This window comes from Vibrio vulnificus NBRC 15645 = ATCC 27562 (assembly GCF_002224265.1).
Lineage (GTDB): Bacteria > Pseudomonadota > Gammaproteobacteria > Enterobacterales > Vibrionaceae > Vibrio > Vibrio vulnificus.
In genome coordinates, this window is the sequence record NZ_CP012881.1 from 1,242,978 (window position 1) to 1,266,717 (window position 23,740).

Sequence of the window (23,740 nt, forward strand, 5' to 3'; positions counted from 1 at the left end):
TCATCGGGTTACATCTAAAAACTGAGATTAATGAAGCATTGGTAACTAATTCTAAGCATCACCGCAGCCCTTATATATCAACGAACTTCATGCGGTTTCCCTGGATAACTAATTTAGTAGGTCATCTCATACAATCTATTTATTTCAGCCCAAGTATAACGCCTGATCGCAATATCCCTCATATGATTACCGTTTGCTTTAAGCTGACTTTCTTCCGTATAGCTAAGAAGTTCGATCAGTTGAGAACTATGCTCGAAGTAATGTCCTTTATCTTCAGTACTAAAGCGATTAAAACTGCAGTCATAAGCAAAAATTGGGACACCGAAGTGCATCATTTCAACTAGTGAAGGATTTGTTCCGCCAGCTGAATGCCCATGAATATATAAAGTACAACCTTTTCTTAATCGGTATAACTCATCAATATCATATATAGGATCAAGTAACTCTATGTTAGGAGTTTCCGAGTATTTTTTTCTTAAATCTCTACCAAACTGACTCGAATTCCAATTACCAATGAACTTTAATTTCCTATCGGTTTGGCTAAAGGCTTCTAGAATCATTTGAACATTATTTTCTGGCTCTATACGACATAGCCCCAAAGCATAGTCATACCTTACATTATTTGCTTCGATGTCCCGTAGCGCATGATCTCCTCCATATGCAATTGTGACACTAGATTTACCATACTCGGCTGCTACATAATCACCAATAGCTTTATTGTCAGTAATCACGACGTCTGAATACTTGACGGCTACAGACTCGGACCACTTTAAAAATCTCTTAGCCCAGCGCCCCCACTTATCCCGCTTCCACTCTAGACCATCAATATTAGTTATCACTTTAGCTGCTGAAAAAAATCTAAAAATTGGCAAAAACAAACACCCAGAAACACCAAGGACTAGAACAGCATTTGGCTTCAGCCAAATGCACTTTAGCAAAGCAAGTACATCATAAGGTACACTTTGTATACCATTAGCCTGTAAAGGAAGATAAATTAACTCGGCACCATTATGGTTCGCAACTTTCTTGCTATATGCATTTTTAGAACAAAAGACCTGATAATTTACATGCTCAGACTTGTACGCTGTCAAATTCTCAACTAGCGATTCAAAACCACCGTAACATGCTGGTATGCCGACTGTACCAACCACAGCTACTTTTACATCCACAACATAAACCTAATAACAATTACAATAAATCGACCTTCACGAAAATATCGTTCAGATCACGAAAAGCATAAGAAAACAAGATATTTATGAGAATTTTTCAAAAGGGAAAGTTCATTTAGACCTTTTCCAATTTAAAGCAAAGAATATAAATTTTTGCATTTTTTAGCATCCAAATCTGAATAAATATCATACAATTTATCAGCAACTTGTCCTTTAGAGAGGTTTTTACCTAATAATGCATCTCTAATAGACTGACGAACAACAGCTTTACTAACAATTTCATGAACTGCATCAGCGATGATAATATAATCATCAGTATATGTCATAGAGGTATGGGGAGTCCCTTTCAGCAGGTCTTCGACACTTCCAGCAGGTCTAGAAACTACAGGCACCCCACTCGATAAAGCTTCTTTCACTGAGTTTGGAGAACCCTCATAGTCTGAGCACAACAAATGCAACGAAGCGCTATTAATTTTATGCCTTGCAGTGATTCTATCATCAATGGACATTGTTAAAGGTTGATAATTTAGCTCTGGGTACTTTAACTTTAACTGATCCATAACCTTCAAGTAAATATCGTAACGCTTTTGTTGTCTATATAAATTTTTTGAGCTGACAAAGAGTATATAGTTAGAATTCACACATAAATCTAATTTATTTTTTGAAATGTTCCTGTCATAAATTTTGAAAAAATCCGTATCAACACCATTTGGTAAGAATACAAATTTCTCTCCCCTTAAGAAATCAGGAATAAATGATTTAAATATAACCTTATCAGCTTTAGTGACATAAAACCTGCATAAAAACCTCTTAATCCTCTCTGGTATATTTAATTTAACCTCCTTCGTCCAATCATTAAGAAAAGATAACACAACAGGTTTTCTTCTCGAAAATGACAGTTTTAAAGCAATAAAACTAAACAAATGATGACAATGGATTATATCAGCTTCCTTAGTCATTGATTTTATTCGGGGAAGTGCTCTAAGATATTCAAGCGGTCCTTTTTTATGAGCATTTATAAATAGAACATCTGAATCAGCTTTTCCCTCGAGGCTTTGTATTTGCTCATAAATAAAACATCCAAATTCCGGATGACCTTCATAAGGGTATGCGTTTGTTATATGTAGAACTTTCAAGCGGTCGCTCTCTTTTAGTTGTGAAATATATGAGAATAAGGGGAAGAATGTACATTCGCTCAAAGTAGGATACCATTGCGAAATCCATCGATAGGAAAAATAACATTATAAAAATACAAAATACATTCCTATTTCTAAATACATACTTAAAAATGGAAAAATAAAACAGGTAATATAAGATCAATCCAACAAAGCCTAAAGTAGAAAGCAGCTCGACATAATTATTATGGCTATACAACTCTTCAGAGAAGATGGTTTTAAAGTTATCTAATCCTATACCTGTTACAGGATACTTTAGAAAAATGTTATATGCTTCAACGATAAAAATTAAACGCCACCTTGTACTACTATCTCCTCCAAAGCCCTCTCTTGACAAATCACTCACGTTTACTTGTGTTAATTCATAAAACCTGAAAAATGTTGGGTGAATTGTAGAAAGATAATCAAGGTTAGTAAAAAATATAAACAAAATAGTAAACCCTGCAAGGCAAAGAACTACTGAGTAGGATAATGTTGCTTTTTTTTCATCTAACTTAAAAAGGTAAATAGAAACAGCTACCAGAGCAAGAAGTAACCCTTTTCTTGAGCCAGTTTGAAAAATAAGGTATGAGCTAAGTATTATGGCAAGCAGGAAAACTGACTTTTCCAAAAACCTCTTATTCAGAATAGTTAAGAAAATAACAAAGCCACTAAAGAGAGATATATGATTAGGATTTATTGTAGTCCCACTAAACCGACCACTAATATAGTATGCATCCGAAAATGTTAAGGGGACATTCAATATAATACCTAAAAGTAGCCCATAGTAACCAGCTTTTATTAAAGACTCATCCTTATTATTAAGGTTTATTGTAAAAATCATTGACAATAAAAGAAGCACCATCCTTAGACTCATATTAATTGCTAAATCAACATTTCTAGACCAAATAATACTTAGTATTCCCCACAACAAAAACACACAATAAAAATAAACAAAAGGCTCAATCTTCACCTTTAGTCTCGATAGAACGCATGAAAAAACGTAAATAAGATTGAGAGTAAATGCCAAATAAAAAACAATGACATTCGATTGTGTGTTAAAAAATAATGAAAAAAACAGGAGAAAGGACAGACCCATTTTTAATCTAACGTTGTATGTAATCATCCAATATGATTTCCTTACCTTCAGGAATAATCTTTTCTCTAGCAGAACCGTGGCAGTTTGTTATTTCACCAACTTTAATATCCTGGCCATTGGAATATAAATCTATTCTAATGATTCCGTCAAAGTTTTGGGCTAATGAGGTTGCAACGTCGAGCATTTCTGTATAATTGGAAGGTCTCTCTTGAGGTTCAGACAAAGGATATTTTGTTGAAAAATCGAGAAAATCAAACTGCTTATCATAGAAACCCCGCTTATGCGATGTCATTCTATCTACATCTACTTGCAAGAAAAGAAACTTGCCATCTAAGAAAAAAAACTTATAGTCATTCAAGTTCCGGCTTTTATATAGGATTGGTTCAACAATTATTCGACGTTTTAAATTTTTATAGTTGACTTCTCGTGATATTTCATAGTAACTTTCACTCAACCACTCCTTAACATCATCAAAGTCAAGTTTATCCCCCTTATTAAGGAATATTACATCACCACTTGAATGACAAGGTTTGACAACACATTCTTCAGGAGCTATGAAATCCAAAACTTCATCTTTATTTTTTAAAATTGCTAAAGTAGGCACAGTATAACCAGCGCCAATGGTTCCAGCGACAAACTGCTTTACTAAAAACTTATCTGAAATAAAACACCTTGTTGGATCGTAAAGAATTCCTGATGTTTTAACCCTATGTAAAACGTCTATAAAGCTATTTGAACTATTAGGCAGCCTCCGGTGAAAATATATAAATGATAAGGTGGCAAAAATTTTATCACCAATTTCACTCTTAGGAATAGTATTTAAAATAAACTTCTTTAATATTGTTTTCATATTTAACCCAATTAAATAAATCATAATTCATCAGAAATATTCTCAACACAAAAATAAATCCTAGAAAGCATTAATTTTAGTGCAAAGTTTTATCATTCTAAGTATAAATATCGCTATAATTACATTTGCAATTGATGAGCAGATAGAGTAAATATATATTGTTTCCAAAAAACCAACCCCAATCTTCATAGATAAAAACAACGAAGAATATGATGAAAAAAGAGATAATATATTAAGTTTCAGTTGAAAACTCTGCTTATCAAAAATATTAAAACTCTGAGATATTGAAGAAACACATAGTTTAGTAGCACCTAGAATTAACATGTAAAACGACACTTCATAAACAAATTGCCACCTATTACCCAAAAGGAGAGCGATTATTGACTCTCCGTATAGATAAAATATTAACAAAATTGGTATAGTTACAGTTACTATAGAACCAATAATTATTAATGAGGTTTTTAACATCTTTTCTTGATTATGCTCTTTACTGAATTCACCATAAAATATTTGGCTAAGAGCAAGTCCAAATGAATTGACTGGCATATTTACTAGATTATTAGCCATCGCATATATCCCAACATATGATGCATCAAATGAAATCGAAAGAAGAAAAACTGGAGCATACTGTGTGACAATCAAAGAAGCCTGAGATGGCACTTGAAAAATTGGGTATCTTTTATATTTTTTCAAAAAATCAAGTATGTTGTTTTTTTTAAGCGTACGCTCGCGAATAATTAAAAAGCTAGCTGGCTTAATACTGTATAATATCACAAACAAAGTCACAAGCTCAGATATAATCAGTGATACAACCAAACCATTTTCAATTGAAAGCAAACCTGCAAGTAACCTTGAAAGATTTAATATTGTTGCGGATGATATTTTTGCCAAACCAATGGCTTTATATTCACCCCTTCGAATAATAACATTAATAAGTATATTATTTATTGACATTACTATAATGTATGTTACCGCGATATCTTTAACTTCAAAAATAGGTCGGAAAAATTCAAAATTAAAACTGTAAATGACCAACCAGAAAAGTACGGAGGTCGCAGCAACAATAGCTGAACTTGAAACAATCGAAGCTAAGAATTCTTTTTCTCCTTTAACGATTGGTATAGCTGTAGCATATCGCAAGGAACTAACAGAAATGGCACACGATGTAATAGCTAAGAAAAATGTTACAATCCCAAATTCTTCAGGGCTGTACATACGTGACAATATGGGTATAAATACAACAGCAAGAAACTGAGCAAAAACATTACCGCCAGCATTAAAAATAAAACTTCCTATCAAATCTAAACTCGACCTTTAAATATCAATTTAATCACAGAAAATAGGTATATCTTTAAGGAAAAAATCACATCCTTTGGTTTTATTTTTTGAAACTTAGAACTATCTATAATTTCGATATAATCTTTCACCCCTTCTTCAACATCAAAGCACTCTGAAAATTTCGATTTCGAAAAATCAGCCAGCTCATTATAGTAAGCCTGATCATTAATAACAGATTTAATTGCATTGAAATTATTATAATCTTCATTTTTTACATCCGTCAAGTCGAGTCTAGGTGAAAAGTTAACAGAAAATGCATGGGAAAAATTATATTCATTCAATACAACAGGAAGTTCTTCGTCAACAGAAGATATCAATATCGGTTTTGATCGTGACGAAGCCTCCATAACCCCACGGCCATTAGCAATTACAACATCAGCAATATCAATAAGTTCACTAGCTTTCTTAGTATAAATATCATCGTTCAATATATATACCGGATATCCTTTAGCTTCTTCTTTTACTTTAGCTAACGTTTTAGAACATTGTGGGACCCCTACTAGCACTAATGCAGAGCTATTAACACTCTTATCTTCACTCAGTTTTTTTATTAAACTTATAGCCTTCGATATATTTGAGTGATACTCCTCTACAATTCTTATTATCTGCAAAAAAATAAAAGTATCTTTACCTACTTTTTTTTCAATATCCTTTACTAGGCTTTTGTTTACTTTGACTTTTGAACATCTATTTGGAATAAAACTCAATTTTTCAAAACTGTACTCTGAATTTAATTTGAAATATTCATAGTTTTCTTGGCTATATACGATTAATTTTCCAAAAGTAGGAAAATACTTCTTGGGATTCGGACCGCCAGGCTTAATTGAAATAATCGGGATTGTGTGAAAACTAGAAACTAATGATGGAATGATGCTCACTCTAACATCAATAACAATTAAGGTTTTAATGGATCTTTTTTTAACCTCCTCTGACATCAACTTTGTTGATTTATATAGTTCTAGAGGTAAATTAATAACTTCCAAATTTGATTCTTCAAGCACAGGAGACTCACTGCAGCCAATATTAAATATTACACAACTTTTATGCTTAGAAAGAGTTTCGGCTATTACTTTTAGGTCCCATACATGCCCGCCTCTTCCGTGACTAAAAGTACCAATGATAAAGCCTATCATTTCACTTACCTATTCATAACACATTAGTATTTCGGGGAGATAGATTGATCTCCCCTCTTTTTTAACTTGATGAAGTCACAACTAATGACTCTATGCTTGATTATTTATCAAACAAGAAAAGACTTATTATCATTTAACTCTCTTCACAGAGGCTCCTACCGCTGCTAGCTTATTTTCGATATTTTCATATCCGCGGTCTAAATGATATATACGATCAACAATGGTCGTTCCTTCAGCAACAAGACCTGCAATCACAAGGGATGCAGATGCTCTCAGATCTGTTGCCATAACTGTCGCAGCTTTTAGCTTTCGACTACCTTCAATTTTTGCGTAGTTACCATGAATGCTTATATTGGCATTCATTCGATTCAACTCAGCAACATGCATAAATCTATTTTCAAAAATAGTTTCTTCAACCGTACCAACCCCATCTGCAATACAGTTCAGTACTGTAAATTGAGCTTGCATATCAGTTGGAAAACCTGGATGTGGCTGTGTTTGAATATCTACGGCTTTGAGGTTTGCATCTCGATAAACAGTAAGTCCACTTTCAGTTTCAACCAAAGAGATCCCCGCTTGGGTTAATTTACTCAGAATTGATGTTAAATCTTTCTTCCTAATGTTAGTCAAAGTCAAGTTTGAATTAGTGACTGCAGATGCGATAATAAATGTACCAGCCTCTATCCTATCAGCTATAACACTATGTTTGGCGTTATTTAATTTTTTAACACCTTCGATAGTTATGCAAGATGTCCCGTCGCCAGATATTATTGCTCCCATACCTCTAAGGCAATCACAGAGATCTACTATTTCTGGCTCCATTGCTGCATTGTTAATTATCGTAGTTCCTTTAGCCAAAGTAGCGGCCAGTATCGTATTTTCTGTACCTCCAACCGTAGGTATATCAAAGTACACCTCACTTCCTTTTAGCTTTCCTTCCGCTATAACATACCCGTCCTCAATATGTATTTCTGCCCCTAAGCTTTCTAGTGCTTTAAGGTGTAGGTCAACAGGGCGACTACCAATGGCACAACCTCCTGGTAAAGATACTTTTGCTTTACCAAATCTAGCCAGTAAGGGACCTAGTACTAAAATAGATGCTCTCATGGTTTTAACTAGTTCATATGATGCAAATGTGCTAGTTAAATCAGAGCAATCTAACTCAAGACAGTTATTATTAAACTCTGACTTTGCTCCCATAGAACCCAAAATATCCACTAAAGTATAGACATCTTTTAGCCTTGGTACATTACTTAACGTCAGCTTACCTTCTACTAATAAAGCAGCGCACATTAATGGCAGTGCCGCATTTTTAGCACCTGATACAGGTATTGTTCCTTTAAGCCTATTCCCACCAATTATTTCTAACTTTTCCACATCAACCTCTCTTTAAATTACCAACAAGCAGGTTCTACTTCGAGTTCCACATCAAATTTCCTTAAAACATCCTGCTTAAGAAGTTTCACATATTCATCTATCTTAACTAAATTATTATTGGATGAGTTAGTCAAAATAAGCGAATGCATAGAACTCATTCCAACACCGTTAATTATTTTTCCTTTCCAACCAGCTTTTTCTATTATCCAAGCCGCACTAACTTTATACCCAGAGTTTAATTTATAAAAAACAATATCATCATATTCTGATTTTATTTGTTTAAGTTTTTCTTCTTTTAATATTGGATTTTTAAAGAAACTCCCTGAATTTGGAAGTATCTTAGGATCTGGTATTTTATTTTTCCTGATTTTTCTTACAGCATTTAAAATCAAGTCAATGGTCACATCACTCCCTGAGATCTCTTGAACAATTTCTGAATTTTTAATATTGGGAATATAATCATTCCTAAACTCAAAAAATACTTCTGTAACAATCAGTGTTTTATCTTTTTTAAAGATACTATCTCTATAGCCGAACATACAATTTTCATTAGGAATATACTTATATTCCATGTTGTTTGTATCAAACACTTTAACCGATGTTATATATTCTCCGACTTCTACGCCGTATGCCCCTATATTTTGTATTGGAGCAGCGCCAACTGTTCCTGGAATATCAATCAGAAATTCCAGCCCACCAATACCTTCAGAAACTAAGAACTCGACAAATAGCGACCAATTCTCACCTGCCTTTGCCGCTACAGACGTGGTTTCTTCTTTTCTTTCTATTGAAATCCCTTCAACATTTAACTGAATAACAACAGGAATGCTGTCACTACTTAACCAAACGTTACTTCCCGCTCCCAAAACTCTAAAATCTTGTTCAGCATTTATCTTGTTACCAAAGACATCAGAGAGTTCGTTCTCATCAAAAATCTCATAAAATCTCTCTGCTACAGAAGATAATTTAAGCGTGTTAAAGTCACGCATTTGAACATTAAATTTTTCAATCATAACAATTCAGATTCCAAAAAATTTTGAGCTGCTAAATCTTTATTTGACAAAATTGGCATATTAGCTAGTGGCCACTGAATTTTTAAAGTTTCGTCATCCCATTTAATTGACACTTCCGAATCTGGATTATAATAATCCGTACACTTATAAACAAATTCAGCCTCATTACTAGTTACATAAAAACCATGAGCAAAACCTTCTGGTATCCAAAGCTGTCGTTTATTTTCAGCGGATAAATATTCACCTACCCATTGGCCAAACGTTGGTGAATCTTTACGGATATCTACCGCAACATCAAATACTTCACCAGAAACCACACGCACTAGTTTGCCTTGGGTGTTTTCTGTTTGGTAATGCAAACCACGTAAAATCCCTTTTTTGGATTTTGAGTGGTTATCTTGTACAAATTGGGTTGGCTTACCTGTCACCAACTCTTCAAAACGCTTTTGATTCCACGTTTCCATAAAGAATCCGCGTTCATCACCAAACACCGTGGGCTCAATGATTTTGACATCAGGTATGTTTGTATCAATAACTTTCATAATGCTAATTACTTATAAGCTTGAATATTGTTTAAAGCAGCCTGCCAATCACTTGGCTTAATAGAAAATTGATTTTCAATTTTCGCACAATCTAGACGGGAGTTAGCAGGGCGTTTGGCTGGCGTTGGGTAAGCTGATGTTGGAATTGAAGAGAGTAGTGGTTGTTTATCCAACATTTTATGTTGTTCTGCCGCTTGAAATATTGCTGACGCAAAATCATACCAGCTGACATAAGGCATTCCTGAGAAGTGGTAAACACCCCACTTAAGTTTGTTACCCTGCTCGATGTTTTGCACCATGGTAATCAACGTATCAGCAATATCGCCTGCATAAGTTGGCCCACCAAACTGATCGCCGACAATACTCAGCTCATCGCAGCTTTGTGCTAAACGCAGCATGGTTTTTACAAAATTATTGCCATGCTCACCAAATACCCAGGCAGTTCTCAAAATCAAATGTTTAGGACAAGCTTCAGCTACAGCTTGCTCTCCTGCTAATTTGCTCTGCCCGTAAACCCCTTGAGGTCTGGTGCTATCGCTTTCTTGGTATGGCTTATCACCCATACCATCGAATACATAATCAGTAGAAATGTGTAGCATAACCGCGCCGCACTCATTGGAGGCTTGTGCTAAGTAACTTGGGCCATCACGGTTAATGGCAAAAGAAAGCTTAACTTCTTGCTCAGCACGGTCAACCGCGGTATGCGCTGCGGCGTTGATAATGTAATTAGGCTTAAACTCAGCTACCGTGTTAAACACAGCTTCACGGTTGGTAATATCTAGCCCTTCGTAATCTAAAGCCAACACCTCAGCTTGAGTTTTTAGACGCTCAGTCAGACAATGACCAACTTGGCCGTTACATCCGGTAATTAAAACCTTCATGATAGTTTCCATTTACTTAATTAACGACTGCAAATACTGTCCATAACCATTTTTCAGCATAGGTTTCGCAATCATCTCTAATTCTTGGTCTGTTAACCAACCATTGCGCCATGCAATCTCTTCTAAACAAGCCACTTTTAAGCCTTGTACGTTTTCAATGGTTTGCACAAAAGAAGAAGCTTCATGCAAACTTTCATGAGTGCCTGTATCTAACCACGCAAAACCACGGCCGAGTAGTTCTACATTCAGCGAGCCATCATTGAGATACATTTCATTGAGGGTAGTGATCTCTAACTCACCACGCGCAGAGGGCTTCACTTGCTTTGCCATTTCTACAACTCGGTTATCGTAGAAATACAATCCTGTGACAGCATAGTTCGATTTTGGCTTAACGGGTTTTTCTTCAATTGAGACGGCTTTCATCTCTTGGTCGAATTCAACCACACCAAAGCGTTCAGGGTCTTTCACCTGATAACCAAATACGGTTGCAACTCCTTGAGAAGTCAACTCACAGGCACGCTTCAATTGTTTGCCAAATGACTGGCCATAGAAAATATTGTCACCCAATACCAAACACGCAGCGTCATCACCAATAAACTCTTCACCAATGAGAAAAGCTTGTGCTAAACCATCAGGGCTTGGCTGCACGGCATATTGCAGATTTATGCCAAAATCGCTGCCATCACCGAGTAAACGTTTAAAGCAGTCGTTATCTTCCGGTGTGGTGATAATCAGAATATCGCGGATGCCCGCTAGCATTAAAGTGGAAATTGGGTAATAAATCATTGGCTTATCGTAAACAGGGAGTAACTGCTTCGATACACCACGCGTGATTGGGTAAAGCCTTGTGCCCGAACCACCGGCAAGAATGATACCTTTCATGAAGATAGGCCCCTAGGTTAATAGGTCCTAGGTTCTAGGTTCTAGGAAGAGCCTAGAGCAAAGAACCTTAGATAGTTTAAGAGGAAGACCGAGAGTGATTAATTTATGCCGAGGCGTTCGCGAGAGTAGGAGCCGTCTAACACTCGAGACCACCATTCTTGGTTGTTTAAGTACCATTCGACTGTTTTACGAATACCGGACTCAAAGGTCTCTTGTGGTTTCCAACCTAACTCGCGCTCAATCTTGCTTGCATCAATCGCGTAGCGCACATCATGACCAGGGCGATCTTTTACATAAGTAATCAGGTTTTGATACTGAACAACGCCTTGCGGCTTGTTTGGCACCATCTCTTCAAGCAGTGAACAAATGGTTTTAACCACTTCAATATTGGCTTTCTCGTTATGGCCGCCGATATTATAAGTTTCACCCACAACACCTTCGGTAACCACTTTGTAAAGCGCGCGCGCGTGATCTTCAACAAATAGCCAGTCGCGGATCTGCATGCCATCGCCATATACAGGCAACGCTTTGCCTTCTAAAGCATTGAGAATTATCAGCGGAATAAGCTTTTCGGGGAAATGATACGGACCATAGTTGTTTGAACAGTTAGTAACAACTGTTGGTAAACCGTAAGTACGCAGCCACGCACGGACCAAGTGATCACTCGATGCTTTCGAAGCAGAATAAGGACTACTTGGTGCGTAGGAGGTCGTTTCAGTAAAGAGGTCGTCGGTGCCTTCTAAATCACCATACACTTCATCGGTGGAGATATGGTGGAAACGAAATGCGGCTTTCCGCTCGCAGGGCAAGCTATTCCAGTAGCTACGCGCGGCTTCTAATAAAGTGTATGTACCGACAATATTAGTTTCAATAAACGCTGAAGGCCCATCGATAGAGCGGTCAACGTGCGATTCAGCGGCCAAATGCATCACAGCATCCGGTTGGTGCACGGCAAATACGCGCTCCAGCCCTGCGCGATCACAAATATCTACCTGCTCGAAAGCATAGCGATCGCTGTACGCAACGCTAGCCAGTGATTCTAAGTTACCTGCATAAGTGAGCTTATCAAGGTTTACTACGCTATCTTGAGTATCATTGATAATATGGCGAACCACAGCAGAGCCGATAAAGCCTGCACCGCCAGTGACGAGAATTTTCATAAAATACTGCTCTTTTCCTTTACGCTTTTATTTATTTTGAGACAGCCCAACATCGCCATCTCATTTTAGGTTCTAGGTTCTAGGTTCTAGGTTCTAGGTTCTAGGTTCTAGGTTCTAGGTTCTAGGTTCTAGGTTCTAGGTTCTAGGTTCTAGCAAATAATTATTACGCTTTATTACTCTCACCATAGCTATAGTTGTAATATCCGTAACCATAGGATGAGGAGGCTTTTTTCTCGATCGCGTTTAGAATCACGCCTTTCACCTCAATGCCCGCTTGCTCAAAACGGCTGCGAGCCACATCGATCTCTTTCACCGTGTTTTGGCCAAAACGAGCGACCATTAATGTTGTGCCCGCAATTGCACCAACGATACTTGGATCAGTTACTGCGAGTACTGGTGGGGTATCAATGATAACTAAGTCGTAGTGTTCACTTGCCCAATCAACAAGTTCTTTAAAACGCGGGTGCATTAGCAGCTCAGAAGGGTTTGGCGGCACTTGGCCACGGGTAATGATATCCAAGTTTTCGACTTTGGCAGATTGCACTGCAACGTCTCTTGTTACTTTCCCGCTGAGCAAGTCCGATAGGCCATTTTCCCAATTCAAACCAAAACACTGTTGCAAGTAGCCTTTGCGCATATCGGCATCAATCAACAATACTTTTTGCCCTGTTTTTGCTGCTACTGCGGCGAAGTTGGTGGAAACAAACGATTTACCAATGCCAGGCGCAGGGCCTGAGATCATCAATACGTTGTTTTTTGCTTCCATCATCGCAAAATGCAAGCTGGTACGCAGGCCACGCAATGCTTCAATAGATAGGTCGGCTGGGTTACTTTCCGCCAGTAGCGTTAAATCTGTATTGCGCTTCTTGCGAGCAAGCTTATTGGCAAGCTCTAACTGTAGGTTGGATTTAGGAACACTGGCATAAACCGAAAGGCCAATCTGTTCAATCTCATCTGGGTTTTCTACACCACGGTGAAGTGCCGCTTTAACCAATACCAAGGCCACACTGAGCATGCCACCTAACAGAGTCGCAAGCACCACAATCAGCGGCTTCTTCGGTTTAACAGGTTTTGCGTAACTTTGCGCTTCATCGAGAATACGTACGTTGCCTACGGTACCTGCTTTGATGATGCTAAGTTCTTGTACTTTGTTGAGTAACTGAATGTAGATCTGTTGGTTAACTTCCACATCACGCGTCATGCGCAGCACTTCACGTTGCGTCTTTGGCAGCTTTTGCACTTGCTGGTTTAAACGCTCGCGCTCTTTAAGTAGCGTTTCTCGCTTATCGAGTAGAGAACGGTATGCCGGGTGGTCTTTGGTAAAACGCTGACTGATTTCGCTTTCTTTGAAGGTCAGCTCGTTTAGTTGCGCTTCCAATTTGACCATTACATCAAGCGTCGATTTTGCTTCTAGCCCTAAGTCGATCGACTCATTATCTTGACGGAATCGATTCAGAGTATCTTCTGCCGTTGTTAGGCTGGTTTTGATATCCGGCAAATGGCCTTTTAAGAAAGTTAAGCTTTTTTCCGCTTCCGCAGAATTGCGTTCAACGTTTTGTAAGAAGTAGGTTTGGCTAATGTGATTCAGTAGCTCACCAATTTGCTTGCGGTTTTCACCTTCAAAGCTCAATTGTAAAATGCCTGTTTGTTTACCGCGCTCACTAATTGCTAGGTTTTGCTTTAACCATTCAATGGCTTCTAAACGGCTACGCTGGCCAATAGCAAACTCTTGATCATTGTGAGAACGTAATTCCGTAACAAACAACTCGTAACCATCATTTTTTGCAAGCTCTCCCGCGACGCCTTTCAGCACCACTTGTTCATCACCACGTACTAATTGATACGTTTTCTTCTCTGCATCCAGCACCACCAAGGTATGCTTCATTTCTTGAGCGTATTCCGGCACGGTATAACGGCTGATTTCGATTTGGTTCACCTTTCCAGCGATGCGAGCCAGCCCCTTACCAATGACAGGTAAGTATTTGGGCTCTGCTACTGTGGTTAAATTGAACTTATCCACCGTATCACCCAAAATCATTCGTGACTTGATGATTTCAATTTCTGTTGTGGCAGAAGATTCTTGAGAGAATAACTCTCCCATATCCCCAACCAGTGAGCTAATGCCGCCCGAGCTTTTTTGCTCAATTTGAATCAGCGCATCGGCTTTGTAGATAGGCGTTGAAAGTAGCGCAACCGCGACTCCACCAACCGCAAAGAAAAAGGTTGTTACTAGGATGATCCATTTTGCATCCAAAAGAATGCCAAGCAGCTTGCCTAAATCGATTTCGTCAGACGAGTTATCAACGGAAGATCGGTTTTGTGGTGTTGTCATTGTCTCGTTCATTTCCGGGTTGGTGGATTTATGATTTTAAAATAAGGTTCTAGGGAAGAGCAGTTTTCTAGATCACTAGGAAAGAGAAGATTGCTAGGGAAGAGAAGGTCCTAGTGTTCTAAGCTTTTGCTCTTCCTAGCCCCTAGTAATCTCGTCCCTGTTCTTTCTTAGTTACTAGTCGTTCTTAGTCCCTAGTAACCTCGCTTCTGCTCTTTCTTCCTCGTCCCTGCTCTTCTACAATTTTTTTGCCCAGGCTTGTGCGGCTTCATCAATTAGCTGATAAGCATGCACAAAGGCTTCTTTGCTTTGGCGATATGGATCGGGGATGTCTTTTTGCCCTATCCATTGGCCGAAGAGCATGGTTTTTCCACGCGCTTCAGGGGCAATTTGAGTTAGCGCTTCCATATGGCCTTTTTCCATCACTAGGATCAGATCATATTGGCTACACAGTGCAGAGGTCAGTTGCTGTGATTGATGGTTCTCTACATCAACACAATTTTCTTTTGCCACTTCTATCGCCATTGCATCGGCTGGCTTACCAATTAAACGGCTTTTCTCTGCTGCAATGCCAGCAGAAGCCACGGTTTTATTCGGAAGTAGTTTTTGTAGTACACGCTCACCAGTTGGAGAGCGACAAATATTACCGACACAAACGACTAAGATTTTGTTAAACATGTTTTCCTCAGGTTGCTAGGGGAGAGAAGGTTGCTAGGTAAAGAAGGTTGCTAGTATTCTAGGAAAGAGAAGTTTTCTAGGTTTTTGCTATTCCTAGTCCCTGCTCTTCTGCTTTTCCCTAGTAACCTCGTCCCTGCTTTTTCCCGCTCTTCCTAGAAATATTCAGCACTTTCTTCTTTCACATGTTGAGAAAGAAACTTGATGTAACCGCCTATCATCCTGCCTATTTCTAGTATTTCTGACTCTAGCTTTCGTCCGGCTTCCATCGGGATATAGCCCAAATCGACTGCCAGCGAAATCTGCGTCGCTAACTCCGCACAAGAACCTTTAGCAATATAAAGAAAACGAATATTGTCTTTATAACTACCTCTTTCGGAACCTTCTGCGATGTTTGATGGAACAGAGACAGCAGAACGAGAGATTTGATCTTTCAAGCCACGGTCTCGGCAAGTTTTGAGCAAGCTGTAAACTTGTAAAACCACTTGATAGCTGCGCTTCCAAATCTCAAGCTCTTTATAACGCATGACTTCCCTTGTTCTAGGTTGCTAGATTAAGAAGGTTGCTAGGGAAGAGAAGGTTGCTAGATTACTAGTTTTCTAGGCTTGTGCTCTTCCTAGTTCCTAGTAATCTCGTTCCTGCTCTTTCTCTTTTCCTAGTCCCTAGTAAGCTAGTCCCTATAAAATTTTCTTACGGCCACGTTTTAACGCGTAGAGCACCTTCAGTTAGTTCATTGAAGCCACTAATGGTTGGCATTAGCTGACTGATCACGCGATTCCATCGGGTAATAGGTGCGGCGGTGACATAGACGATATCGTACGGCTTCAGATCGAATTCTGTGCCAATCACTAGTGCCGAGGCATCTTTAATGTTGAGCTGGTAAATATCTGCCATACGTTCAGATTTGTTGTCTGACGTGCGGATGACGAACACGCCAGTTGCATCGGCAGAGAGCTCGTTGATTCCACCAACGCTGCTGAGGGCTTCCGTCAGGCTCATACCAGAGCGATCCATTTTAAGCAGTTTGGGATCTTTCACTTCGCCCATAACAAACACTTTTTGGCTGTCGTTGCGTGGCACGTGGATGATATCGCCCGGCTCTAATAAACGGTTTTGCGTTAAGTCACCACGCTGCATAAGCGCGTAGAGAGAAATGGCTTGCTCTTCACCGTTGCGAGTAAGCGTCACGTTGCGCCAATCGGCATCTTCCGCTAGGCCACCAGCACGGTTAACCGCATCAAGAACAGTTAAAGGGATATTGGTGATCGCTTGTTGTCCTGGATTTTCAACTTCACCGGTAATGTAAGCTTTCTTAGAGCGGAACGCGGCTACGTTGACATCCACTTGTGGGCTTTCAATAAACTTCGCAAGACGTTTGGCAATATCGGCGCGGATCTCACGCACGGTTTTATCCGCCACTTCTACAGTGCCAATATAAGGGTAGAAAATGGTGCCATCTGCATGTACCCAGTTACCCGCTTCAGATGCACTACGGTAAGAGCCTGCTGGAATCGTCAACTCAGGGTGATCCCAAATGGTAACGTTAAGAATGTCGCCAGGGCCCACTTTGTATTCATAACGGGCGATCTGCCGATCAAGCTCTGGGTTTGCGCGAGAAGTAAAATGCTGCGCTTTGGCGTATTCCGTGACCGATTGGGCGTTTAGCGGATACAGATTAACCACCTCAGAAAGGTTACTTTCTTGGCTGCTATCGTTCACTTCAACAAGGTTTTTATTATCGGTGGATAGATGTGAGCCGGGTACAGTACAACCGGCAAGCAAGGCAGGCGCTAGCATCGCTAGCAGAAGTTTTGTTTTTAGTTCCATGTAAGCCAAATCGTCTAAATTAAGAGTGTTTACAGCACTCTTGAATGAGCAAAGGTTCGATTGAACACCATTTCTTTCTAACGCTTTTGAAAGCATAGGTATTCAACATAGTTAAAGGCGTTTTCCTTAACCGCATTTAACTATACTTTATAGCCTAGCTCCCACACTGACTGCGATTTTAAGCAGCTTCGCACAACATTCTACGCTAACTGAACGTAAGAAAATGTAAGAACCCGTTAAAAGTGTGGTTTTCCACCCAGATTTGTGGCTTTTTTGACACGCTACCGCCCTTTGGTAAGCACGCAAAACCACATAGCGCTGGGACAATTTGCTGCGCAATAGCTCTAATAACGGCTTGCTGCAACAAAGTACTGACGTTTTATGACACCACTGAGTATTGTGTCATTATTAATAATTTTTATGGGCGGTTATTATCCATATTGTGGCTTAGAGCACAATGATTTTTGATACGCAAACGGTACTATCAATAAGATAAAAACCATAAATTCACATCGTTGCACCTACAACTAATTGTTTACATTCCGTCCATATTCTACCTAAAATAAACACCGGAGCTATTCAAGCTCCGACATCGATGTTTGAAAACGTATATATACAAAGGAATAATCATGAAAAAAATCGCATTAGCAGCGTTGATTGCACTAGGTGTGTCTTCTACTGCATTTGCTGCGGGTGAAGCTGCAACAGCAACTACAGCAACTAGTACAACTGCTTCTACAGGCGCAGCAGCAGGTGCTGGCGCAGGTGCAGCGGGCGCGGGTGCAGCAACAACTGCAGCAGTAGCGGCAGGTGCAGCAGTAGCGGCAACAGCGGTTGTTGTTTCTTCAAACAACACTACTGGCACTACTGGTACTACTGGTACTAACTAAGTTTTAGTGCTTTAGTCTCTAAGCCAACACTTGAAAGAGTGTTGGTTTTTTTGTTTTTAGGGAAAGTGAACGTAAGTAAGTTGCTGGGATTGTTGTGATCAACGTTAGTGATGGCGGGTGCTGACGGATGGATCCCCACGTTCGTAAGGATGACGGAGTGAGAGAATTGATCGCACCACCAGCCGTCATTCCCGTGCATACGGGAATCCATTCATTCACACGCGCCAGATGCCACGTTTGGAAACACATTCACAATAACAGACAAAAACTAAAGCGAAACCAACAGAAACACCAGTAATGAAGCGATAAAACCGAGCCACGGCGCTCGCTATACAATGGATCCCCGCGTTCGCGAGGATGACGAGGTGAGAGAGTAGCTAAATCAACAGAAACACCAGTAATGAAGCGATAAAACCAAGCCACGGCGCTCGCTATACAGTAGATCCCCACGTTTGTAAGGATGACGGAGTGAGAGAATTGATCGCACCACCAGCTGTCATTCCCGTGAATACGGGAATCCATTCATTCACACGCGCCAGATGCCGAGTATTGGCAACGAACTCACAATAACAGACAAAAACTAAAGCGAAACCAACAGCGACACTGGCAATGAAACGATAAAACCGAGCCACGGTGCTCGCTATACAATGGATCCCCGCGTTCGCGAGGATGACGGAGTGAGAGAATTGATCGGCACCACCCAGCTGTCATTCCCGTGCATACGGGAATCCATTCATCCACAAGCGCCAGAAGCCGAGTATTGGCAACGCACTCACAATAACAGACAAAAACTAAAGCGAAACCAACAGCAACACTGGCAATGAAGCGATAAAACCAAGCCACGGCGCTCGCTATACAATGGATCCCCACGTTCGTGAGGATGACGGGGTGAAAGAGTAGCGAAACCAACAGCAACACTGGCAATGAAACGATAAAACCGAGCCACGGTGCTCGCTATACAATGGATCCCCGCGTTCGCGAGGATGACGGAGTGAGAGAATTGATCGCACCACCAGCTGTCATTCCCGTGCATACGGGAATCCATTCATCCACACGCGCCAGAATCCGAGTATTGGCAACGCACTCACAATAACAAACAAAAACTAAAGCGAAACCAACAGCAACACTGGCAATGAAACGATATAACCAAACCACGGCGCTCGCTATACGATGGATCCCCGCGTTCGCGAGGATGACGAGGTGAGAGAGTAGCTAAATCAACAGAAACACCAGTAATGAAGCGATAAAACCGAGCCACGGTGCTTGCTATACGATGGATCCCCACGTTCGTGGGGATGACAGGGTGAGAGAATTGATGATGAATCCTCTGCCGCTCACTCTCGCAACAGCCAATGCGAAGGATGGATTCCGCGCCAGTAAGGATGGCTATTATATAGAGGCTTCACTTGACGATTGTTTAATCTCTCCTTTTCTCATTACGCCTTCCATAGTACCCTTGAACACTATTTTTTATTGATGGATTCCTACCAACAACAAGGTTGTTAGTCGATGATAAATCTCCCTTTTCAGCAGGCTATTTTGCCTCGTTTTCTTGTGCGTAGTGCAACCGTAGCCAGTTTGATTCTCCTTTCCGGTTGTGTTCAACGTTTCGATGACATGAGTACCACGCTAAATGAAGCGTTCTTTGGCGCAGAAGACATTACCCAAACCTCTCAGCAGGTGTTAGAGCTTCCCTACGCCAGTACTTATATGCGAATTAACGACGGCCAGCGTATTTTCATGGTGCTAGGCTACGCAGAACAAAACCCAGACAACAGTCAACTACAGCTAAAATGGGTTTCTTCAGATGGCGGGATGATCGTGACGGAAAACGGCCGTGTGGTAAAAACGCTTAATCTTCCTTATGGGAACCTTATACGCAGAGAGGTGGATTTAGCGCACTCTCAACAAGCGAAACCTTGGCAAGCCAACCTTCAATGGCAAAGCCAGTATGATTGGGAAACACAAAGCTCTGACAGCAATAAAGGGAAGCATTACGGCTATCTTGGCGATGTGACGCTCACGCGAATGGGGAGTGAAGAGGCAATTTCCGCTATTTGGCAGCAAACGTTAACCATCTGGCAAGAGAACATCTTTTTCCCTCAATTAGATACCACGGTGCAAAACCAATACTGGGTTAATGACAGTGGTCAAGTAATGAAAAGCATTCAATATCTTGGGCCTGAAATGACGCGTATTGAGTTCGAGATCCTGAAACCGTTTGCGGAGGCTGCACAATGAAAAATGGCTTTTCCTTTGTCACCCTGCTAAGTGGAATTGTAGCGTCTGCGTTGACTCTTTCACCGAGCGTTTTAGCGGCTTCACAAGCGGTCGATATTCAGCAACCCACTCAGGTGATATTGCTCAATCACGGTTTACAACTCAACTACCCACAACCGGTTCGTCTTGAGCAAGTGCTCTGGGATGCTCAGCAGCAAAACCGTCAACAAAACGACTCATCGAATGCACAAGCATTGAGTTTCCATGAAGGCTTCCAGCTGTTTAACCTCAACAAGCAAGCCGAGGCAGATACCCTGCTACAGAACGTTCGCCAGCAACTTCTTGAACTCGCTAAAAATGAAGATTATCGCCGGGCCAGCCAGCTTTTACTAACGCTAGTGGAAAAGCATCAATACGGTTATCGCGAAGACATTAACTTAGATATTGATGCGGTGCGTTTGAAAACGGATCTCAACCCTGCCCTACCGGGTCACTATGCATTAAAACAAGCCTCACGCGAGAACCAAGTGTTTTTATTAGGATTGATTACCCCAAAAACAGTGCCTTTTTCTGCCGATTTCGAGGTGGTCGATTACATCGCGGGCAGCACATTGAATGACAATGGCAATAAAAGCGAGGCATGGGTGATATCGCCAAATGGAGACAGCAGCAAAGTGGGTTATGGCTACTGGAACAATCAGCATGTGTCGGTGCAACCAGGCTCTACAATTTTCATTGGCTTTAACGCCAGTAATGATGTTCTTCAGGCGCTAGAGAGCGACATCGTCAAACTATTAGGGATGATCAAAGGTTAATTATGACGTACTTAAATTCCTCATCAAAAATCCCAAGCGTTGGCTTTCGCTCTCGAGTTTCCGCCGTTTGCCTTGGCGTATTCTCCGCACTAGCAGGCGTAACCTCTTTGCATTCACACGCCTCTGAGCTTGAAACCGTGACACTTCGCCCTTCACAAACTGATTTTGGTGGCGTGGGTTTAATGCAAATGCCGTCTGGCCGTATGGCAAAAGAGGGTGAATTCAACTTTGGTGTTAACCTCAACGACGACTACCACCATTATTACACCTCGCTGCAGTTGTTCGATTGGTTTGAAACCACTATCCGTTACACACGCGTGCCGGATATGCTGTTTAACCCGAATCCAGATTACAGCGGTGATAATCTCTATACCGATAAAGGTATTGATTTCAAAATACGCCTTTGGCAAGAGAGCTACTGGTTACCTGAAACCTCAATTGGCATTCGTGATTTTGGCGGGACAGGTTTATTTGACGGCGAATTTATTGCCGCAACCAAACGGTTTGGCCCTATCGACTTTACGCTCGGTATGGGATGGGGTTATATCGGCCAAAACGGCAACTTCACCAACCCATTTTGCAAAGTTAGCGATAAGTTTTGTGAAAGGCCAAGTGACTATAAAGGCTCGGGGGGCAGCGTTGATTTTGAGCGCTGGTTTAAAGGCCCTGCCGCTCTCTATGGCGGCATTGAATATCAAACACCGTATCAACCACTGCGTGTGAAAGTGGAATACGATGCCAACGATTACAGCCAAGATTTCCCTTATGTCCGTGGTGGTAAGCCGATGCCACAACATACCCCTTGGAACTTTGGCGTGCTCTACCAACTTGGAGATTGGGGCGATGCCAAGTTAAGTTACCAACGTGGCGATACACTGACCTTTGGTTTTAATCTCTACACCAACTTTGATGATCTCAAAGCGGTTTGGCGAGATGAACCAAAGCAAGCCGTCACGGGAAGACCAAGCGAAGGCAATACCGATTGGCAAGCAGTCGCCCAGCAACTAGACAGCAACGCGGGTTATCAACAAAGCACCTTGTATGAGCAAGGTGATGCTTTGGTGATTGCGGGTGAGCAGGTTAAATACCGAGATAGAAAAGAAGCGCAAGATCGCGCCGCCGCGATTTTAGCCAATAACGCACCAGACTACATCACTACCTATAAGATTGTTGAAACCCGTAATGGCGTGGACTTAACGCAAACCGAGCTTGATGCAGAAGCCTATAAACAAGCGGCGACGTATCAATACCTTGGTGCCAATAGCCGCGAGCTAGGCAACACCAGCGAGCCCGATTACCGTGAAAACGCGAAACCATTGACGACACATCGTGAGCGGTGGAACGCAGGTATTTCTCCTGTGTTGGCGCAATCATTAGGTGGCCCTGAAGCGTTCTACTTGTTCCACCTTGGTTTTAATACCGAAGCAAACTATTGGCTCACCAATAATATCGAGGCGAGCGGTTCTATCTACGTCAACCTTGCCGATAACTACGACAAGTTCAACTACGTAGAGAAAGACCCTCATATTTCGAACTTCGCCGTGCCGCGCGTGCGAACGATGTTCCGCTCCTATGTGAGTGATAACCCTGTTCGTCTAAACCATATGCAGCTCACTTGGTTTGCTCAACCTACGCAGCAAGTCTATACCCAAATGTACGGCGGTTATTTGGAAACCATGTTTGCTGGTGTGGGTGGTGAAGTGCTTTACCGTCCATTAGGTAAAAACTGGGCTTTGGGCTTAGATGCGAACTTAATCTCGCAGCGTGACCCAGATAGCTGGTTTGCCACATTCGACGAACCGTTTGTTTATTACGATGGCTACGATGCCTCTAACTGCAAACCAAACGATACTGGCTGCCAAGCTTACGTTCTTGATAAAGGCACTACGGGTCAACTTTCTGCTTACTACATGCCTCAGTGGTCTTTGTTGGAGAACACGTTGTTTAAAGTCAGCGCGGGTAAGTTCTTGGGCGGCGACAACGGGGTACGCGTCGATTTCTCCAAACAGTTTAAATCCGGCATGATCGTCGGTGCATTTGCGACCGTGACGGACCTAACGACCGAGGAATATGGCGAAGGCAGTTACAACAAAGGCTTCTATATTTCGATTCCATTTGATGCGATGACGATCAAACCAAGCACGGCGCGTGGTGTTTTTGCTTGGCAACCAATCACGCGAGATGGCGGTCAAACACTGAGTCGCAAGTACGAGCTATTTGAAGTGACCAACGCGAGAAGCCGTTGGTATTAAGAGATAAGGGTCTAGGGTCTAGGGTCTAGGGTCTAGGGTCTAGTTTTCTTATTTCTCCCATATAGGCAACTGAACTCTCATCGGATTGGGAATTCAGTTGCCTTCATACGAAGAACCCAGGTTAAGACCAAGTT

General features: G+C 41.0%; 20 protein-coding genes. 4 read left to right on the forward strand and 16 right to left on the reverse strand.

Annotated elements, in window-relative coordinates:
* Positions 1 to 113 precede the first annotated feature (113 nt).
* The 16 genes from AOT11_RS05725 to AOT11_RS05800 all read right to left on the reverse strand — a co-directional run bounded on the left by AOT11_RS05725 (position 114) and on the right by AOT11_RS05800 (position 17,429).
* A complete protein-coding gene (locus AOT11_RS05725; RefSeq protein ID WP_017420699.1) occupies positions 114 to 1,169 on the reverse strand; it encodes a DUF1972 domain-containing protein in 1,056 nt (351 codons plus the stop codon).
* Positions 1,170 to 1,300: 131 nt separating this feature from the next.
* Positions 1,301 to 2,305, reverse strand: a complete 1,005-nt coding sequence (locus tag AOT11_RS05730) for a glycosyltransferase family 4 protein (RefSeq protein ID WP_017420700.1) — start codon at positions 2,303 to 2,305, stop codon at positions 1,301 to 1,303.
* Positions 2,268 to 3,296, reverse strand: a complete 1,029-nt coding sequence (locus AOT11_RS05735) for an O-antigen ligase family protein (protein ID WP_223848413.1) — start codon at positions 3,294 to 3,296, stop codon at positions 2,268 to 2,270. The genes AOT11_RS05730 and AOT11_RS05735 overlap by 38 nt, the downstream gene beginning before the upstream one ends.
* Positions 3,297 to 3,429: 133 nt before the next feature.
* Positions 3,430 to 4,272, reverse strand: coding sequence for an ATP-grasp fold amidoligase family protein (locus AOT11_RS05740; RefSeq protein WP_223848412.1), 843 nt, complete (start codon positions 4,270 to 4,272; stop codon positions 3,430 to 3,432).
* Positions 4,273 to 4,332: 60 nt separating this feature from the next.
* Complete coding sequence (locus tag AOT11_RS05745) at positions 4,333 to 5,571, reverse strand: lipopolysaccharide biosynthesis protein (protein WP_017420703.1); 1,239 nt, start codon at positions 5,569 to 5,571, stop codon at positions 4,333 to 4,335.
* 2 nt (positions 5,572 to 5,573) lie between these two features.
* Positions 5,574 to 6,743: a glycosyltransferase gene (locus tag AOT11_RS05750; protein WP_017420704.1), complete on the reverse strand. Its 1,170-nt coding sequence runs from the start codon at positions 6,741 to 6,743 to the stop codon at positions 5,574 to 5,576.
* A gap of 129 nt (positions 6,744 to 6,872) precedes the next feature.
* Positions 6,873 to 8,120, reverse strand: coding sequence for a UDP-N-acetylglucosamine 1-carboxyvinyltransferase (gene murA, locus AOT11_RS05755; protein ID WP_061778610.1), 1,248 nt, complete (start codon positions 8,118 to 8,120; stop codon positions 6,873 to 6,875).
* Positions 8,121 to 8,137: 17 nt separating this feature from the next.
* On the reverse strand, positions 8,138 to 9,133 hold the full coding sequence (gene murB, locus AOT11_RS05760) for a UDP-N-acetylmuramate dehydrogenase (RefSeq protein WP_017420705.1): 996 nt from the start codon (positions 9,131 to 9,133) through the stop codon (positions 8,138 to 8,140).
* Entirely contained in the window at positions 9,130 to 9,675 is a 546-nt protein-coding gene (gene rfbC / locus AOT11_RS05765; protein ID WP_017420706.1) for a dTDP-4-dehydrorhamnose 3,5-epimerase, read from the reverse strand. Before rfbC ends, murB begins: the two co-directional genes overlap by 4 nt.
* Positions 9,676 to 9,683: 8 nt before the next feature.
* Positions 9,684 to 10,556, reverse strand: coding sequence for a dTDP-4-dehydrorhamnose reductase (gene rfbD, locus AOT11_RS05770; RefSeq protein WP_017420707.1), 873 nt, complete (start codon positions 10,554 to 10,556; stop codon positions 9,684 to 9,686).
* Between the two features lie 12 nt (positions 10,557 to 10,568).
* Entirely contained in the window at positions 10,569 to 11,438 is an 870-nt protein-coding gene (gene rfbA / locus AOT11_RS05775; protein ID WP_017420708.1) for a glucose-1-phosphate thymidylyltransferase RfbA, read from the reverse strand.
* A gap of 98 nt (positions 11,439 to 11,536) precedes the next feature.
* On the reverse strand, positions 11,537 to 12,598 hold the full coding sequence (gene rffG / locus AOT11_RS05780) for a dTDP-glucose 4,6-dehydratase (RefSeq protein WP_017420709.1): 1,062 nt from the start codon (positions 12,596 to 12,598) through the stop codon (positions 11,537 to 11,539).
* Between the two features lie 163 nt (positions 12,599 to 12,761).
* On the reverse strand, positions 12,762 to 14,942 hold the full coding sequence (locus AOT11_RS05785) for a polysaccharide biosynthesis tyrosine autokinase (RefSeq protein ID WP_017420710.1): 2,181 nt from the start codon (positions 14,940 to 14,942) through the stop codon (positions 12,762 to 12,764).
* A 222-nt stretch (positions 14,943 to 15,164) separates the two neighbouring features.
* The gene (locus AOT11_RS05790; protein ID WP_017420711.1) at positions 15,165 to 15,605 is read right to left on the reverse strand and encodes a low molecular weight protein-tyrosine-phosphatase; all 441 of its coding nucleotides are present in this window, start codon (positions 15,603 to 15,605) and stop codon (positions 15,165 to 15,167) included.
* A 152-nt stretch (positions 15,606 to 15,757) separates the two neighbouring features.
* Positions 15,758 to 16,129, reverse strand: a complete 372-nt coding sequence (locus tag AOT11_RS05795) for a four helix bundle protein (RefSeq protein WP_017420712.1) — start codon at positions 16,127 to 16,129, stop codon at positions 15,758 to 15,760.
* A gap of 163 nt (positions 16,130 to 16,292) precedes the next feature.
* Complete coding sequence (locus tag AOT11_RS05800; RefSeq protein ID WP_026050413.1) at positions 16,293 to 17,429, reverse strand: polysaccharide export protein; 1,137 nt, start codon at positions 17,427 to 17,429, stop codon at positions 16,293 to 16,295.
* A gap of 629 nt (positions 17,430 to 18,058) precedes the next feature.
* On the opposite strand from AOT11_RS05800, the gene AOT11_RS05805 reads away from it, so the two are divergent.
* The 4 genes from AOT11_RS05805 to AOT11_RS05840 all read left to right on the forward strand — a co-directional run bounded on the left by AOT11_RS05805 (position 18,059) and on the right by AOT11_RS05840 (position 23,606).
* The gene (locus AOT11_RS05805; protein WP_011078857.1) at positions 18,059 to 18,319 is read left to right on the forward strand and encodes a hypothetical protein; all 261 of its coding nucleotides are present in this window, start codon (positions 18,059 to 18,061) and stop codon (positions 18,317 to 18,319) included.
* A 1,509-nt stretch (positions 18,320 to 19,828) separates the two neighbouring features.
* Positions 19,829 to 20,560 carry a YjbF family lipoprotein gene (locus tag AOT11_RS05830; RefSeq protein WP_017420716.1) on the forward strand — a complete coding sequence of 244 codons (732 nt, stop codon included), beginning with the start codon at positions 19,829 to 19,831 and terminating at the stop codon, positions 20,558 to 20,560.
* Entirely contained in the window at positions 20,557 to 21,354 is a 798-nt protein-coding gene (locus AOT11_RS05835; RefSeq protein WP_017420717.1) for a capsule biosynthesis GfcC family protein, read from the forward strand. Before AOT11_RS05830 ends, AOT11_RS05835 begins: the two co-directional genes overlap by 4 nt.
* Before the next feature lie 2 nt (positions 21,355 to 21,356).
* Positions 21,357 to 23,606 carry a YjbH domain-containing protein gene (locus AOT11_RS05840; RefSeq protein ID WP_017420718.1) on the forward strand — a complete coding sequence of 750 codons (2,250 nt, stop codon included), beginning with the start codon at positions 21,357 to 21,359 and terminating at the stop codon, positions 23,604 to 23,606.
* Positions 23,607 to 23,740 lie beyond the last annotated feature (134 nt).

Excerpts from the sequence above, each read along its gene's own strand:
- AOT11_RS05740 (WP_223848412.1), bottom strand. The coding sequence starts at position 4,272 with ATGAAAACAATATTAAAGAAGTTTATTTTAAATACTATTCCTAAGAGT.
- AOT11_RS05750 (WP_017420704.1), bottom strand. The coding sequence starts at position 6,743 with ATGATAGGCTTTATCATTGGTACTTTTAGTCACGGAAGAGGCGGGCAT.
- murB (WP_017420705.1), bottom strand. The coding sequence starts at position 9,133 with ATGATTGAAAAATTTAATGTTCAAATGCGTGACTTTAACACGCTTAAA.
- rfbC (WP_017420706.1), bottom strand. The coding sequence starts at position 9,675 with ATGAAAGTTATTGATACAAACATACCTGATGTCAAAATCATTGAGCCC.
- rfbD (WP_017420707.1), bottom strand. The coding sequence starts at position 10,556 with ATGAAGGTTTTAATTACCGGATGTAACGGCCAAGTTGGTCATTGTCTG.
- rfbA (WP_017420708.1), bottom strand. The coding sequence starts at position 11,438 with ATGAAAGGTATCATTCTTGCCGGTGGTTCGGGCACAAGGCTTTACCCA.
- rffG (WP_017420709.1), bottom strand. The coding sequence starts at position 12,598 with ATGAAAATTCTCGTCACTGGCGGTGCAGGCTTTATCGGCTCTGCTGTG.
- AOT11_RS05785 (WP_017420710.1), bottom strand. The coding sequence starts at position 14,942 with ATGAACGAGACAATGACAACACCACAAAACCGATCTTCCGTTGATAAC.
- AOT11_RS05790 (WP_017420711.1), bottom strand. The coding sequence starts at position 15,605 with ATGTTTAACAAAATCTTAGTCGTTTGTGTCGGTAATATTTGTCGCTCT.
- AOT11_RS05795 (WP_017420712.1), bottom strand. The coding sequence starts at position 16,129 with ATGCGTTATAAAGAGCTTGAGATTTGGAAGCGCAGCTATCAAGTGGTT.
- AOT11_RS05800 (WP_026050413.1), bottom strand. The coding sequence starts at position 17,429 with ATGGAACTAAAAACAAAACTTCTGCTAGCGATGCTAGCGCCTGCCTTG.
- AOT11_RS05805 (WP_011078857.1), top strand. The coding sequence starts at position 18,059 with ATGAAAAAAATCGCATTAGCAGCGTTGATTGCACTAGGTGTGTCTTCT.
- AOT11_RS05830 (WP_017420716.1), top strand. The coding sequence starts at position 19,829 with ATGATAAATCTCCCTTTTCAGCAGGCTATTTTGCCTCGTTTTCTTGTG.
- AOT11_RS05835 (WP_017420717.1), top strand. The coding sequence starts at position 20,557 with ATGAAAAATGGCTTTTCCTTTGTCACCCTGCTAAGTGGAATTGTAGCG.
- AOT11_RS05840 (WP_017420718.1), top strand. The coding sequence starts at position 21,357 with ATGACGTACTTAAATTCCTCATCAAAAATCCCAAGCGTTGGCTTTCGC.